A 13,769-nucleotide genomic window follows, 5' to 3' on the forward strand; every position below is an offset into this window, starting at 1 on the left:
TTAGTTTGCATAGTCGGGTCATGACCTCCGCCGGACTGATCACGACCCCCTTCACCGCTACCAGCACCGCGGCCGAGGTCGTGGCCGGCCACGACCTGACTGGCGTCCGCGTGGTCGTGACCGGCGCGTCCTCGGGTCTCGGCGCCGAAACGGCCCGGGTGCTGGCCGCCGCGGGCGCGGAGGTGACGCTCGCCGTCCGTGACGTCGCCGGCGGCGAGGCGGTCGCCGCCGCCATCGCGGACTCGGGCGTGTCGCCCCGCCCCCGCGTCCGGCCGCTCGACCTCGCCGACCGGGCGTCCGTGCGCCGGTTCACCGACGACTGGGCCGGCCCGCTCCACCTGCTCGTCGCCAACGCCGGGCTCGTGACCGGCGGCCTGGCCCGCACGCCGGAGGGGTGGGAACTGCAGTTCGCGACGAACCACCTCGGTCACTTCGCTCTCGCCCGCGGCCTGCGCGACGCCCTCGCGGACGGGGCCGCGGACCGCGGTGAGGCGCGGATCGTCGCAGTCAGCTCGACCGCGCACATGCGTGCCGGCGTCGACTTCGACGACCCGCACTTCGAGCGCCGGGACTACGACCCCCAGATGGCGTACGCCCGGTCGAAGACCGCGAACTCCCTGTTCGCGGTGGGCGCCACCCACCGCTGGGCGGCCGACGGCGTCTTCGCGAACGCGGTGAACCCCGGCGGCGTCGCGACGGGCCTGCAGCGCCACTTCACGCAGGCGCAGAAGCAGTCGCTCGCCGCGGCCGAAGCGGCCGGGATCTTCAGCTACAAGACCGTCGGGCAGGGCGCGGCGACCAGCGTCGTGGCCGCCGTCGCGCCGCAGTTCGCCCGCACGGGCGGGCACTACCTCGACGACGGTCAGGAGGCCTACGTGGTCTCCGATGACGCCGACCTCGCCGACCACCCGCACGGGGTCAAGGAATGGGCGCTGGACGCGGCCCTCGCGGACCGTCTCTGGGCGCTGTCGGCCGAGCTGACCGGACGCGCCTAGGGCCTGTATCGAAGTCGATTAGAGCCATTCGTTGATCGCGGCGATCTGGACGGTGGCCTCATAGCGGACGGCCAGTTTGTCGTATCGGGTAGCCACCCCACGGTGGCGTTTGAGCCGGTTGATGCCGCACTCCACCGCATGACGCCGCTTGTAGATCTCGGGGTCGAAGGCCGGTGGCCGCCCGCCCTTCGACCCCTTGGCCTTGCGGTGCGCGTCCTGATCAGCCTTACTCGGAATGGTCGCCTTGATCCCGCGACCGCGCAGGTGAGCCCGGTTGGCTTTCGACGTGTAAGCCTTGTCCGCCAGCACCCGATCAGGACGCGTCCGCGGCCTCCCACCGCCCGAGCGGGGCACCCGGATGCCGGCCAGGACCGCAACGAACTGCGGGCTATCACCACGCTGCCCGGCGGTCAGCACGATCGACAACGGCTTCTGCCCCTGCTCACACCCCAGATGCACCTTCGTGGTCAACCCGCCCCGCGACCGCCGCAACGCATGATCCTCCGGTTCGACGGTGACCCTGCCCGGCGGCTCGGCCTGCAGATCCCCCTTTTCCGCGCACCCGCCGCATGCTGATGCGCCCGCGCGATCGTGGAATCCACGCTGACATCCCACGTGATCCGCCCGGCCGCCTCGGCCACCGCCTGCAACGCGGTCAGAATCCGCTGCCAGACACCCGCGCGTTGCCAGCGCCGGAACAGTCCATAAACAGCCGCCCAGGACCCATATGCCCCGGGCATGTCCCGCCACGGCGCACCGGTGCGCACCCGCCACCGGATCCCGTCGATCAGCTGTCGTCTGCTCCACAACGACGGCCGGCCCGGCCGTGACGGCGCGGGCAGCAACGGCTCCAGCGCTGCCCACTGCTCGTCGGTCAGGTCGAACCGCCTCGTCACCGCTAGGGTGTCCACGAGGTCTCCGGTGGTGTTCAGGTTCTTCTTGGTCGACGAACCAACTACCGGAGACCTCACCTATGTCGACCACCGACACGCCCGACAGCGCCAACTCCAGCTCAACTTGCTTGAGACGACTTCGATACAGGCCCTAGGCGAAGACCGCGGTGGCCAGGAGCAGCCCCAGTGCACCCGAAGCCAGGCCCGCGACCACCGTCACCAGCACGTTGAGCACCGCGTACAGCCGCGTCTTCTCCAGGACCAGCCGAACGGTCTCGTAGCCGAAGGTCGAGAACGTCGTCAGGCCGCCGCAGAAGCCCACGGCCACCAGCGACCGGATCGACGACGGCTCCGCGCCGTGCAGGAGCCAGCCGCTCAGGAAGCCGAGGACGAACGAGCCCGCGACGTTCACCGTCAGCGTCCCGAACGGGAACGGCGAGTCCCGCCAAGCCTGCACGCGCCGGTCGGTCAGGTAGCGCAGGATCGAGCCCGCCGCCCCGCCGAGGGCCACCAGCACCAGCGTCACTCGGCCCGCCCCACGTAGCGGACCACCTCGACCTGGTCGAGCGTCACCAGGCCTTCGCCGATCAGCTCGTCCAGTTGCGGCAGGAACGCCCGCAGCTTCGCCTCCGCGTCGACGATCACGATCACCACCGGCAGGTCTTCCGACAGCGACAGGATCCGCGTGGTGTGGATCAGCGACGACGCGCCGTAGCCCTCGACACCGCGAAGCACCGAAGCGCCCGCCAGCCCGGCATCCCGCGCCCGGCGGACGATCTCGTGGTACAGCGGCTTGTGGTGCCAGTGGTCGTCTTCGCCGATGTAGATCGTGAGGCGGGTGGCCGGTCCTTCCATCAGCGTCCCTTCCGGATCGCGCGGGTCGCCGTCAGGCCGGCGGTCACCGCGGCCAGGCAGAGCGCGACCGATCCCAGCAGGTAGGCGAGCGAACCCAGTATCCGCCCGGTGGTCGCCGCGTCGAGGGTGTCGGTCACGAAGGTGGAGAAGGTCGTGAAGCCGCCGAGGATCCCGACGCCGAGAAAGGGACGCAGTAGGTGATGGGGGCGCGCGGTGGTCGTCAGGATCGCCATCAGGACCCCGATGAGCAGGCAGCCGAGGACGTTGGTGAGCATCGTCGCGACGGCGAACTCCCCGCGGGCGTGCGGAATCGCCACCGACAGGCCGTACCGGGCGAGGCTGCCCAGCGCACCGCCGGCACCGATCGCGAGCAGGACGTCCCACCGGGTCGCCGGGGTCGCGGGCACGGTGATCACCTCCGCGCCCGAACCTACCCCGACGCGCACGGGCCTCGGCGCAAGAAGACCCGGTGACGGTGATTCGCGCACTGCGGCGGGCGTAACGACGGCCTTCGCGCGGGCGACTCCTGCGGACGTGTCGAAAGAGGGTTTCTATGCCAGGCTCGGAGCCGTCGCGGCAGTCGTCGCGCTGGTCCCGGCCTACTTGGCCGTCGCGGGAGACCAGCACTGGCCGCCGTTCTCGCCCGTCCCGGGGGCGGCTCAGCCGGCGCCGCCCGGCACCTCGCACACCGAGCCCGCCCGGTCCGCCCCGGCACCGGACGACGCCGAGGAAGACCTCGCCGGCTTCGTCGTCGGCTACTACCGCTCGATGCCGGACACCAGCGCGGGCTGGCCGCTGATCGGCCCGAACCTCCGCGGCCGCGGCCGCGCGAGCTACGACCGGTTCTGGGGCCGCTACAGCAGTGCGGAGGTGCTGGAACAACCGTCGGTCCGGGACAGCCAGGTGACCGTGCGCATCGCACTCCACCCCCGCGACGGCACGGCAACGCTGGTCGAACGGCATGTGCTCACGGTCATCCGCTACGACGGCGGCCTCCGCATCGACGCCGACGAATACCTCGGCCGGGGCTGACCGACCCCCGGCCGAAGGCCGTGAAGGCCACCGCGAGGAACAGCTCGCAGCGGCCTTCACGAACCACGAGCCGGGCCCTCCACCCGGCCACCGCACCGCGCGTTACGCCGGGCGGATGTTCTGGTTGACGTGGAACACGTTCTCCGGGTCGTACCGCCGCTTCACCGAGGCAAGCCGCTCGTAGTTCGCGCCGTACGACGCGCGAACCCGGTCCTGGCCCTCCTCCATCATGAAGTTGACGTACGCCCCGCCCGCCGAGGTCGGGTGCAGTTCCTCCCAGTAGTCCCGCGTCCACTGGGAAATCTCCGCCGCGTTGGCCGGCGACGGGTCCACCCCCACGATCACGCCCGACCACCCGCCGGACCGGTGGGGGAACGCCGTCGCGTCCGAAGCCACCCGGCTCGCCGCTCCGTCGATCGGGTACAGGTGCATCGACGAATGCATCGACGGCAACCCCGAGCCGTGCTTGAGGTGGATGTCGATCGCCGCGTCGGAGATCTCGTGGAACACGTCCGCCCGCCAGTACCACTGCAGCCCCGCCGGGTACAGCGCGTCGAACGCTCCCTGCAGCGCCGTGTACGGCATGTCTTGCAGGCCGACCAGCAGCGGTGAGCCGAACGAGCGCACCGGCGCCAGCACCTCGTCCGCCTTGTCGTGCGGTCCCGTGTAGCACCAGACGATGCCGCACGCCTTGCGTCCCCACAGCTCCTCCGGGAACGGCGGTGCGGGCGGAATCGTCAGTAGCCCGAACCAGCCGTTCAGCTCTTCGGGCAGGGACGGCAGCAGCTCGCGGTACCAGCGCAGCACGTCCGGGGTGTCGCCCAGGTCGTACAGCACCGGCCCGCCGATCACGACGCCGTGCTCGCCGATGTCGTGGCAGCGGAAGGTGAACGACGTGACCACGCCGAAGTTGCCCCCGCCCCCGCGCAGGGCCCAGAACAGATCCGGGTGCGAGGACTCCGAAGCGTGCACGAACGAGCCGTCCGCGAGGACGACGTCCGCGCCCAGCAGGTTGTCGATCGTCAGGCCGAACCGCCGGGCCAGGTAGCCGATGCCGCCGCCGAGCGTCAGCCCCGCGACACCGGTGGACCCGACGATGCCCGACGGCGTCGCCATCCCGAACGCGACCGTGGCGTGGTCGACGTCGCCCCAGGTGCACCCCGCGTCGGCGCGGACGGTGTGGTTCACCGGGTCGACGGTCGTGCTGCGCAGGCCGGACAGGTCGATGACCAGCGCGCCGTCGGCGACGCCGAGGCCGCCCGCGTTGTGGCCGCCGCCGCGCACGGCGATGTCCAGGCCCTGGGCCCGGCCGTAGCGGACGCAGGCGACGACGTCGGCGGTGTCGCGGCAGTAGGCGATCGCCGCGGGCCGCTTGTCGATCATGGCGTTGTACACGGCGCGGGCCTCGTCGTAGCCCGGGTCGGCCGGCGTGATCAGGTCGCCGCGCAGCGCGGTGGCCAGCTCCCCGTGCGGCAGAGCGGTGGTGGTCATGGTGCCCCTCTCGGATTTCCCGTACCCGAAGAGAACGTAGGCACGCGGCGTTCGCGCAGCGTTCGGTCCGTTCGCCGCAGGTCAGGGCACCGGCCGAACGCTGCGACTTCCGGGGCTTCGCCCCGAGCCGGGGGCTCCGCCACCCGGGCCCCCGAAAGCGCCGAGGTCCGCCTCCGCCCGCCGCCGCAGGGCGACGCTGCCCTGGACGCGGGCCAGCTCCGCGGCCGCCCGCAGGCGGGGGACCGGGTCGGCGTCGTGGGTGGCCCGCAGCCGCAGCACGTCCGGCAGCCACCAGCGGTCGTCGCGGGCCTCCCCGGCGGCGAGCGCGGCGTCGAGCGTCGCGCGGGCCGCTTCCGGCCCCGACAGCTCGGCGACCAGCGACAGCCAGTACGGCATCCGCGCGAACGCCCCTTCGGCCTTCAGGTGCGCGACGCCCTCCTGAGCCGCGGCCAGCCCGGCCGCGCCGCCGCGGGACCAGCCGCCCAGCACCAGCGCCCACTCCCGGTAGTACGCGAAGCCGTACCGGTCGCACAGCGTGTGCAGTTCGGAGACGGCCGCCCAGAGCGCCCGCCGGTCGCGGCGCATCTGGTGGGTGATCCCGGCGTACGCCAGGGCGATGGCCAGGCTGTAGGGCTGCTCGATCTCCCGGGCGAGCGTGATCGCGGCGACGCTGCTCGCCACGGCCGCGTCGTCGTGGCCGAGGAGCCAGTGCGCGTGCGCCGCCCAGGCCGGGCCGTGCACGTCCGGCCGGGTGCCGATCGGCCACGACGACGCACCGCGCGTGCGATCCGCGCCCAGCTCGAAGTGCCGTAGCGCCTCGGCCGGGTCGTGTCCGAGGCTCAGCGACGAGCCCGCGACGATGAAGTGCGCCGAGCCGTCCTGCTCGGCACTCGTCCCGGGGGCGAGCAGCGCGAGGGCGCGCTCGGCTGCTTCGTGTGCCTCCGCGGTCCGGCCCTGGACGAACCGGGACGACCACAGTTCGAGCAGCGCCGTCAGCGCGGCCTCCTTGCTGCCGGAGGACTCCGCGAGCGCGAGCGACCGTTCCAGGACGTGCTGCAGCTCGGGGGAGGAGTAGCCGTGGTGGGCGTTGAGCGGCCCGGCGAGCGCTTCGAGGACCTCGAGCTCCGCGCGGTCGCGGTTGCCGCTCGCCGGGCGCGCGCGGACGAGTGCCAGCGCCGCTTTCAGCAGCCGGATCGCCTCGGCGTGGGCGAACGTCCCGGCGGCGACGGCCGCGGCCCGCCGGTAGTGGGCGACGGCGCGGTCGGGCCGCCCGCCGCGGGCGTACTGCTCGGCCAGCTGCGCCGCCACGGCGTCGGTGTCGTCGGCGTGCAGCAGTTCCATGCCCTGGGCCAGCCGCCGGTGCAGCAGCCACCGTCGCGGCGGGCTCACCTGCTGGTAGGCGGCCTCGCGCAACAGGTCGTGGGCGAAGTCGTAGCCACCGGCGAACTCGCGCACGATTCGGCGCCGCCACAGCTCGTCGACCGCGTCGACGACGGTGTCCGCGTCGAGGTCGCTCGCCTCGGTGAGCAGCTCCAGCGTGAAGTCCCGGCCGGCCGCGGCGGCGAGCCCGGCGACTTCGCGGGCCGCCGGGCCGGGTTGCTCGAGCCGTGCCCGCAGCACCCCGGTCAGGCGGCCGGACGGCGGGGAGTCGTTGGTGCGCAAGGCTTCCACGACATACAGCGGGAAACCGCCGGTGGCCGCGTGCAGCACCGCGCGGTCCGACGCGGACAGTGGCCGCCCGGCCACCGCTTCGCCGAGGTGCGCGGTGCCGTCGGCGTCGAACGGGCGCAGCGGCAGCTCGGTCAGCTTGCCGTCGTCGCGCAGCTGGGTGGTCCAGGCGGCGACGCCGGGGTCGAGGTCGCCGTCGCGCAGCGTCCCGGCGACCAGCAGCGGCGCGGCCGGCAGCAGACCGAGGCAGAAGGCGAGGAACGCGCGCGTCTCTTCGTCGCACCACTGCACGTTGTCCAGCACCAGCAGGACGGGCCGCCCGCCGGCGGTGAGCGCGCGGGCGAGCCCTTCGAAGAACCGCAGGCGCTGCCACGCGTCGACGGTCGGGTGCCCGGCCGCGGCCGGGCGCGCGGCCGGCAGCAGGCGGTCGACCTCGGTCCGCCACACCGGGTCGAGCGCCGTCGCCGCCCGCTGTACGGCTGGTGTGCGCAGCCAGTCGGCCACCGGCGCCAGCGCGACCCGCCCCGCGGTGCCGAAACACCGGCCGACGGCTACGGTCGCGCCCTCCGCGCGGGCCACCGCCGCGAGCTCGGCGGCCAGGCGGGTCTTGCCGACCCCGGCGTCGCCGCGCACCAGGACGATCCCGGCGCGACCCGCCGCGGCCGCCCGCCACCGCTCGCCGAGCCGCGCCAGTTCGGCGGCCCGGCCGACGAGCCCGGGAGCCGCGGCCCGCCGGGGTTCGGGGTCCGGCAGGGCGAGCAGCCGGCGCAGCGCCGCGCGGGTCGGCTCGGCCGGGACGACGCCGAGCTCGCGTTCGAGGACCGAAGCGCACCGGTGGTAGGTGCTCACCGCGCCCGCCCGGTCGCCGGCGTCGGCCTGCAGCCCCATCAGCGTCCGGTAGCCGGTCTCTTCCAGCGGCCGAAGCCGGATCCGGCGGCGGGCCGCCTCGAGCGCGACGGCCGGGTCGCCCGAGGGCGTCCGGCAGAGCAGGTCGCACAGCTCGACGCACTGGCGGTCGAGCTCGGCGCGGGCCGCCAGGACCCAGTCGTCGGCCAGGCCGGGCAGCAGCTCGCCGCGGTAGGCCGCGAAGGCGGTCTGCGCGTGGGCGACCAGTTCGCCCGGATCCGCGGCGGCGAGCGCGGCCTGGCGGGCGAGGTCGAACTCCCGCACGTCCACGCGGCTCGACGGGGTGTCCCGCCAGCACAGGTCGCGTCCGGTGACGGCCAGCGAGGGCGGGTCGCCGAGCACCCGGCGCAGCTGGTGCAGCTCGCGGCGGAGGTTGGTCAGGGCCTGCGCGTCGGTCGAGTCCGGCCAGAACAGCCCGGCGATCAGCCGCCGGGGCTGCGCCAGGCCGGCGTGCACGACGAGGTGGGCCACGAGCGCGACCGAGCGCGGCGACCGCGTCAGCACGGCACCGGTCTCGTCGTCGGCGATCACCTGCTGGCCCAGCAGCGACACCCGCAGCACCCGGCCACGCTAGCCCCGGGACGGGTTCGCGCGCGGATCTTCACCGGCCGGGGGGTTGCGCCGGGGCTTCCGGGTGCGCAGGCTCGACGTCGTGAGCGAGCACGAGTACGACCTCATCGTCATCGGTTCGGGCCCCGGCGGCCAGAAGGCCGCCATCGCCGCGGCGAAGCTGGGCAAGAAGGTGGCGGTCGTGGACCGGCACGACATGGTCGGCGGGGTGTGCGTCAACACCGGCACGATCCCGTCCAAGACGCTGCGCGAAGCGGTGCTCTACCTGACCGGCATGAACCAGCGCGAGCTGTACGGCGCGAGCTACCGCGTCAAGCAGGACATCACGATCGCCGACCTGCTGGCACGCACCCAGCACGTCGTCGGGCGCGAGGTCCAGGTCGTGCGCGCGCAGCTGATGCGCAACCACGTCGACCTGATCGCCGGCACCGGCTCCTTCGCCGACCCGCACACCGTCGTCGTCGAGGGGCGCCACGTCGGCGACCGGCGGACGCTGAGCGCGGACTTCATCGTGATCGCCACCGGGACCCGGCCCGCGCGGCCGGGGCACGTCGACTTCGACGCCGCGCGCGTGCTGGACTCCGACGAGATCCTGCGGCTCGAGCAGATCCCGTCGTCGCTCGTCGTGGTGGGCGCCGGGGTGATCGGGATCGAGTACGCGTCGATGTTCGCGGCGCTCGGCTCGCGGGTCACCGTGGTGGAGCAGCGCGACCAGATGCTCGACTTCTGCGACCCGGAGATCGTGGAGTCGCTGAAGTTCCAGCTGCGCGACCTCGGCGTCACGTTCCGCTTCGGCGAGAAGGTCGCCGACGTCGCGGTGTCCGACGACGCGACGATCACGACCTTGGTGAGCGGCAAGCGCATCCCGGCCGACGGCGTCATGTATTCGGCGGGCCGCCAGGGGATGACGGGCGAGCTGGCCCTGGAGGCGGCGGGCCTGCAGGCGGACGAGCGCGGCCGGCTGGTGGTCGACGAGCACTACCGCACCGAGGTCCCGCACGTGTACGCGGTCGGCGACGTGATCGGCTTCCCGGCCCTGGCGGCGACGTCGATGGACCAGGGCAGGCTGGCGGCTTACCACGCGTTCGGCGAGCCGGCGAACGGCCTGGGCGCGCTGCAGCCGATCGGCATCTACACGATCCCGGAGATCTCGTACGTCGGCTCGACGGAGGCCCAGCTGACGTCGTCGTCGGTGCCGTACGAGGTCGGCATCGCGCGCTACCGCGAGCTGGCGCGCGGCCAGATCACCGGCGACAGCTACGGGATGCTGAAGCTGCTGGTGTCGACGAAGGACCGGAAGCTGCTGGGAGTCCACGTGTTCGGCACGGGCGCGACGGATCTGGTCCACATCGGACAGGCGGTGATGGGCTGCGGCGGCACGGTCGACTACCTCGTCGACGCGGTGTTCAACTACCCGACGCTGTCGGAGGCGTACAAGGTGGCGGCGCTGGACGCGCACAACAAGATCCGCGCCTTGGACCGCTTCTCGTCCTGAACCGGCGGCTGCGTCAGTCCGGCGAAGACGCCGCGGCAAGCGCGAGAAGTTCCTCGACCTTGGTCGCGACGTCTTTCCACGGCTTGTCGGACGAAACCTTCGCCGCGAACTGCCACCGGTGGCCGTCCGGGACGAACAGCTCGGCCGTCACCAGATCGCGGATCGTCGGGACGAACGGGCTCCGGGCGTCCGGCCAAGCCCCGCCCCAGCTGTGTCCCGGAGCCATCAGGACGGTCTCGAACTCCGCCGAGCGCTCGGTTTCCGAGCCGCGCATGCCGTATTCGACGTACCACCACTTGTACCTGCCGAGCAGCCAGCCTCGACCGTAGGACCCGATGACTTCCTGAGGCCGTCTTCCGCCGAAGCGCTTGACGTAGATCGTCTCGACTTTGAGCACGTCGACGGCCGGAGCCCCGGCTGCCTCGAGTTCGGAGGTGGCCCGGTTTCTCACGTAGGACTCGATCTCGGCGCGTTTCGAAGCCTGGTCGAGCTCGACCGCCCGGCGACGGTCAAGGCAGGCCGAGCACTTGTTGACCCACGCAGCGCCGCCGTCCATGGCTTGGTGGGAACGACAGAATGCCTTGCCGCATTCGACGCACCGGCCGACCGCGAGGACGCCACAGTCGTCGATCGCGCATTCCGCTGCCATGTGGCCATGGTCGATGAAGCCGACACCCTTGTTACAAACCTGCATGGCGACCACCGCAAGCCTCAACAACTCCTCCGTATCAACAGCACCACCCGGTCCGCCCGCGGCGAACGCGTTTGACACTCGTCTAGAACATATGTTCGACTGGCGCTGTGCGATGGGATCGGCAGCGAGCGGGGGAAGGTGAGCCGGCACTGCCCGGGCTGGAGGGCCTGGTGCGGTCCGTGCGGTCACCGGAGTTCGACGGCGTCACCTTTCACGAGGTGCACGCCCGCTCGGTGCTGAACAAGGTGCCCGCCGGGTCCGGCGTGCCGTTCGGCTGGACCGTCAACCCGTATCGGGGCTGTTCCCATGCCTGCACGTATTGCCTCGAAGGCGGCACCCGGATCCTGCTCGCCGACGGCCGGACGAAGGCGCTGTCCGAACTGAAGGTCGGCGACGGGATCTACGGCACCCGCGGCCACGGCGCGTCCCGGCGGCTGGTGCCGACCCGGGTCGAAGCCCACTGGACGACCCTGCGCGACGCCTACCGCGTGACCCTCGAGGACGGCACCCGGCTCGTCGCCGGCGGCGACCATCGGTTCCTCACGAGCAAGGGCTGGAAGCACGTCACCGGCACCAAGTTCGGCGCGGCGCAACGCCCGCACCTCGAGCCGGGCACCGAGCTGATCGGCGTCGGCCGGTTCGAGCCCACGCCGGACGAGACGCTCGGGTACCGGGCCGGCTACCTGTGCGGGATGCTGCGCTCCGGCGGGTTCGCCGCGGAACCGGACGCCGCCACGCGCGCCCTCGAGTACCTGCCCGACTTCGGCGCGTCCGTCGGGTTCCTGCAGGTCCCGGCCGACCCGGACGCGCACTGGCAGCGCGGCTTCCTCGCCGGCCTGTTCGACATCGCGGGCGACTACGGCCGCGGCGTCCTCGCCGTCGCGCACGACGAACCCGAGATCACCGAAGCCTTCGCCGGCGCGCTCACCCGCTTCGGCTTCGCGCACCAGACCGACGAAGTGCCGAAGTTCCCCGCCCGGCAGGAGGTCCGGCTGCTGGGCGGGACCGCCGAGGTGCTGAGGTTCCTGCACGTGAGCAACCCCGCGGTGGCGTGGAAGCGGTCGCTGGACGGCGCGGTGATCGGCGCGAGCCGCCGCCTCGTCGAGGCGATCGAGCCGCTGGGCCTGCAGCTGCCGCTGTTCGACATCACCACCGGCACCGGCGACTTCATCGCCGACGGCATGGTGTCCCACAACTGCTTCGCCCGGAACACCCACACGTACCTGGACTTCGACGCCGGCCACGACTTCGACACCCAGGTGGTGGTGAAGGTCAACGCCCCGGAGGTGCTGACGGCGCAGCTGAAACGGCCGTCGTGGCGGCGCGAGCACGTCGCGATGGGCACGAACACGGACCCGTACCAGCGCGCGGAGGGCCGCTACCGGCTGATGCCGGGGATCATCACGGCGCTGGCCCGCTCCGGAACGCCGTTGTCGGTGCTGACGAAGGGCACCGTGCTGGCGCGCGACCTGCCGCTGCTGCGGGACGTCTCCGCCGACGTGCCGGTCAGCCTGGCGGTGTCGATCGCGCTGCTCGATCGCGAGCTGCAGCACCGCCTCGAGCCGGGCACACCGAGCCCGCAGGCGCGGCTGGAACTGGTCCGCAAGGCCCGCGACGCGGGGCTGCCGTGCTCGGTGCTGGTGGCGCCGGTGCTGCCGTGGCTGACGGACTCGGCCGAGGCCCTCGACGCCCTGTTCGCCCGGTTGGCCGAGGTGGGAGCGACGAGCGCGACGGTGATCCCGCTGCACCTTCGCCCGGGCGCGCGCGAGTGGTTCGGGCGGTGGCTGGCGGGGACGTACCCGGCGCTGGTGCCGCGGTACCGGGAGCTGTACGCGCGGGGGAGCTACGTGCAGAGGGCGTACCGGGAGAGGCTGGGGGAGCGGGTGGCGCCGTTGCTGCGGCGGCACGGGCTGGCGCCGAAGACGGGGTATGAGGCGCGGAGCCCGGAGCCGTTGCCCGAGCCGCCGCCGGAAGCGCCGGTCGTGGAGCAGTTGCGCCTGTTGTGACGAAGGGGAGTGGTCGCGGTCGAGGGTTCGGACCCGGTTCGGCGCCTGAGTCGCGGGTAGTCGTGCGTTCGGACCTGGTCCGGGGCCGGTGGCCGAGTTGCCGGTGGAAGCGCGGACGGTCGAGCAGGCGCGGCTTCCGTGGCCGGTTCCGGCGCGGGGAGGTCATGAGGGGCACCCTCATGGCTTTTGCCGTCGTGAGGGTGCCCCTCATGACCGTTCCTGCCGTGAAGGTGCCCCTCATGGCTCTTATGTCCATGAGGGTGCCCCTCACGGCGATCACCGGCCGACTGCGCCCCGTCGGTCCTTTGTGGACAACAGCCCCCAGCGGTCCGTGATCATCCGCCGGGCCGCCGTGTGGGTGAAGGCGTCACCCGGACCGCCGCCGACTACCGCGGAACTCCGCCGTTCGCCGTAGTCCGGACACGATTGCGCCACCGAGTCGCGGCATTGCGGAAAAATGTCCGATCGTGTCGTTGTCGCCCCACGTCGCCGACGCCTAACGTCGAAGGGATCGATCGGGAAGGGAGAGCGGTGATGACGACCTCGCAGACCGACCGGGTCGCGGCCGCCCGGCTCGCGTGGGCCGCCCTGAAGCTGACCCGGGCCGGCCGGCACCCCGTCGGCGTCGAGCGGCTGGCCGCGATCGTCGGCGTCGCGCCGGCCGAAGTGCGCCGGCTCGTCGAGCTGATCGGCTTCACCCTGCACCGCGACCTCGTCAGCACCGGACCCGCGCCGCGCGGCGCCCACCACCGGCTCCAGCCGGCCGAAGGCACCCTCGGCGCCGGCCCGGACGGCACCGTCGACATGTTCCTGCTGGCCATCGCCACCGGCGAGCGCGTGCACGCCGCCGCGACCTGCCCGGTCACCGGCACGCGCATCCAGATCGAGCTCACCGCGCAAGCGATCGTGCAGGCCGACCCGCCGACCGCCGTCGTCGCCGCCGTCGACCTCGGGTTCGGGCTCGAGCGCGCCGACGCCATGGCGTGCGCCGGCCAGCCGTTCTTCGCCTCGGCCACGGCCGCCGCCGGCTGGGTGGTCTCCCACCCCGGCGGGCGGATCTACCAGGTCGCCGCCTACCTGGCCCAGGCCCACCGGCTGGTCGCCGCGCTGGAGGCCCGCCCGAAGTACGTGCTCTGACCACTGCGCAAGCCAAGCCTGCCGACG

11 protein-coding genes and 1 pseudogene are annotated in these 13,769 nt (G+C 72.7%); 5 read left to right on the forward strand and 7 right to left on the reverse strand.

The window, feature by feature from the left end; translation table 11 throughout:
• Window positions 1–20: 20 nt before the first annotated feature.
• Window positions 21–995, forward strand: a complete 975-nt coding sequence (locus QQ657_RS28430) for an SDR family NAD(P)-dependent oxidoreductase (protein WP_284745322.1) — start codon at window positions 21–23, stop codon at window positions 993–995.
• 18 nt (window positions 996–1,013) lie between these two features.
• On the opposite strand, the pseudogene QQ657_RS28435 reads toward QQ657_RS28430, so the two are convergent.
• The 4 genes and pseudogenes from QQ657_RS28435 to QQ657_RS28450 all read right to left on the reverse strand — a co-directional run bounded on the left by QQ657_RS28435 (window position 1,014) and on the right by QQ657_RS28450 (window position 3,156).
• Window positions 1,014–1,891: pseudogene (locus QQ657_RS28435) on the reverse strand (IS5 family transposase).
• 148 nt (window positions 1,892–2,039) lie between these two features.
• Entirely contained in the window at window positions 2,040–2,414 is a 375-nt protein-coding gene (gene crcB, locus QQ657_RS28440) for a fluoride efflux transporter CrcB (protein WP_284745323.1), read from the reverse strand.
• Window positions 2,411–2,743, reverse strand: a complete 333-nt coding sequence (locus QQ657_RS28445; RefSeq protein WP_284745324.1) for a DUF190 domain-containing protein — start codon at window positions 2,741–2,743, stop codon at window positions 2,411–2,413. Before QQ657_RS28445 ends, crcB begins: the two co-directional genes overlap by 4 nt.
• Entirely contained in the window at window positions 2,743–3,156 is a 414-nt protein-coding gene (locus QQ657_RS28450) for a fluoride efflux transporter FluC (protein ID WP_434056789.1), read from the reverse strand. The genes QQ657_RS28445 and QQ657_RS28450 overlap by 1 nt, the downstream gene beginning before the upstream one ends.
• 121 nt (window positions 3,157–3,277) lie before the next feature.
• Here QQ657_RS28450 and QQ657_RS28455 point away from each other — a divergent pair, with 121 nt between their 5' ends.
• Window positions 3,278–3,775 (forward strand): hypothetical protein, encoded by a 498-nt coding sequence (locus QQ657_RS28455; RefSeq protein ID WP_284745325.1) that lies wholly within the window; start codon window positions 3,278–3,280, stop codon window positions 3,773–3,775.
• Window positions 3,776–3,877: 102 nt separating this feature from the next.
• Here the strand turns inward: QQ657_RS28455 and QQ657_RS28460 are convergent, their stop codons facing one another.
• Window positions 3,878–5,266, reverse strand: coding sequence for an FAD-binding oxidoreductase (locus tag QQ657_RS28460; protein WP_284745326.1), 1,389 nt, complete (start codon window positions 5,264–5,266; stop codon window positions 3,878–3,880).
• A gap of 81 nt (window positions 5,267–5,347) precedes the next feature.
• Window positions 5,348–8,401, reverse strand: coding sequence for an ATP-binding protein (locus QQ657_RS28465; RefSeq protein WP_284745327.1), 3,054 nt, complete (start codon window positions 8,399–8,401; stop codon window positions 5,348–5,350).
• Between the two features lie 91 nt (window positions 8,402–8,492).
• Here QQ657_RS28465 and sthA point away from each other — a divergent pair, with 91 nt between their 5' ends.
• A complete protein-coding gene (sthA, locus tag QQ657_RS28470) occupies window positions 8,493–9,905 on the forward strand; it encodes a Si-specific NAD(P)(+) transhydrogenase (RefSeq protein WP_284745328.1) in 1,413 nt (470 codons plus the stop codon).
• Window positions 9,906–9,918: 13 nt separating this feature from the next.
• Here the strand turns inward: sthA and QQ657_RS28475 are convergent, their stop codons facing one another.
• Window positions 9,919–10,677 carry a hypothetical protein gene (locus QQ657_RS28475; protein WP_284745329.1) on the reverse strand — a complete coding sequence of 253 codons (759 nt, stop codon included), beginning with the start codon at window positions 10,675–10,677 and terminating at the stop codon, window positions 9,919–9,921.
• Window positions 10,678–10,706: 29 nt separating this feature from the next.
• Between QQ657_RS28475 and QQ657_RS28480 the strand changes: the two genes are divergently transcribed.
• Window positions 10,707–12,605, forward strand: coding sequence for an intein-containing Rv2578c family radical SAM protein (locus QQ657_RS28480; protein WP_284745330.1), 1,899 nt, complete (start codon window positions 10,707–10,709; stop codon window positions 12,603–12,605).
• A gap of 534 nt (window positions 12,606–13,139) precedes the next feature.
• A complete protein-coding gene (gene merB / locus QQ657_RS28485) occupies window positions 13,140–13,742 on the forward strand; it encodes an organomercurial lyase (RefSeq protein WP_284745331.1) in 603 nt (200 codons plus the stop codon).
• Window positions 13,743–13,769 lie beyond the last annotated feature (27 nt).

This window comes from Amycolatopsis ponsaeliensis, assembly GCF_030182635.1.
Lineage (GTDB): Bacteria > Actinomycetota > Actinomycetes > Mycobacteriales > Pseudonocardiaceae > Amycolatopsis > Amycolatopsis ponsaeliensis.

Bases quoted from the DNA above. Each gene is read 5' to 3' on its own strand.
- QQ657_RS28430 (WP_284745322.1), top strand. From the start codon at position 21: ATGACCTCCGCCGGACTGATCACGACCCCCTTCACCGCTACCAGCACC.
- QQ657_RS28445 (WP_284745324.1), bottom strand. From the start codon at position 2,743: ATGGAAGGACCGGCCACCCGCCTCACGATCTACATCGGCGAAGACGAC.
- QQ657_RS28460 (WP_284745326.1), bottom strand. From the start codon at position 5,266: ATGACCACCACCGCTCTGCCGCACGGGGAGCTGGCCACCGCGCTGCGC.
- merB (WP_284745331.1), top strand. From the start codon at position 13,140: ATGACGACCTCGCAGACCGACCGGGTCGCGGCCGCCCGGCTCGCGTGG.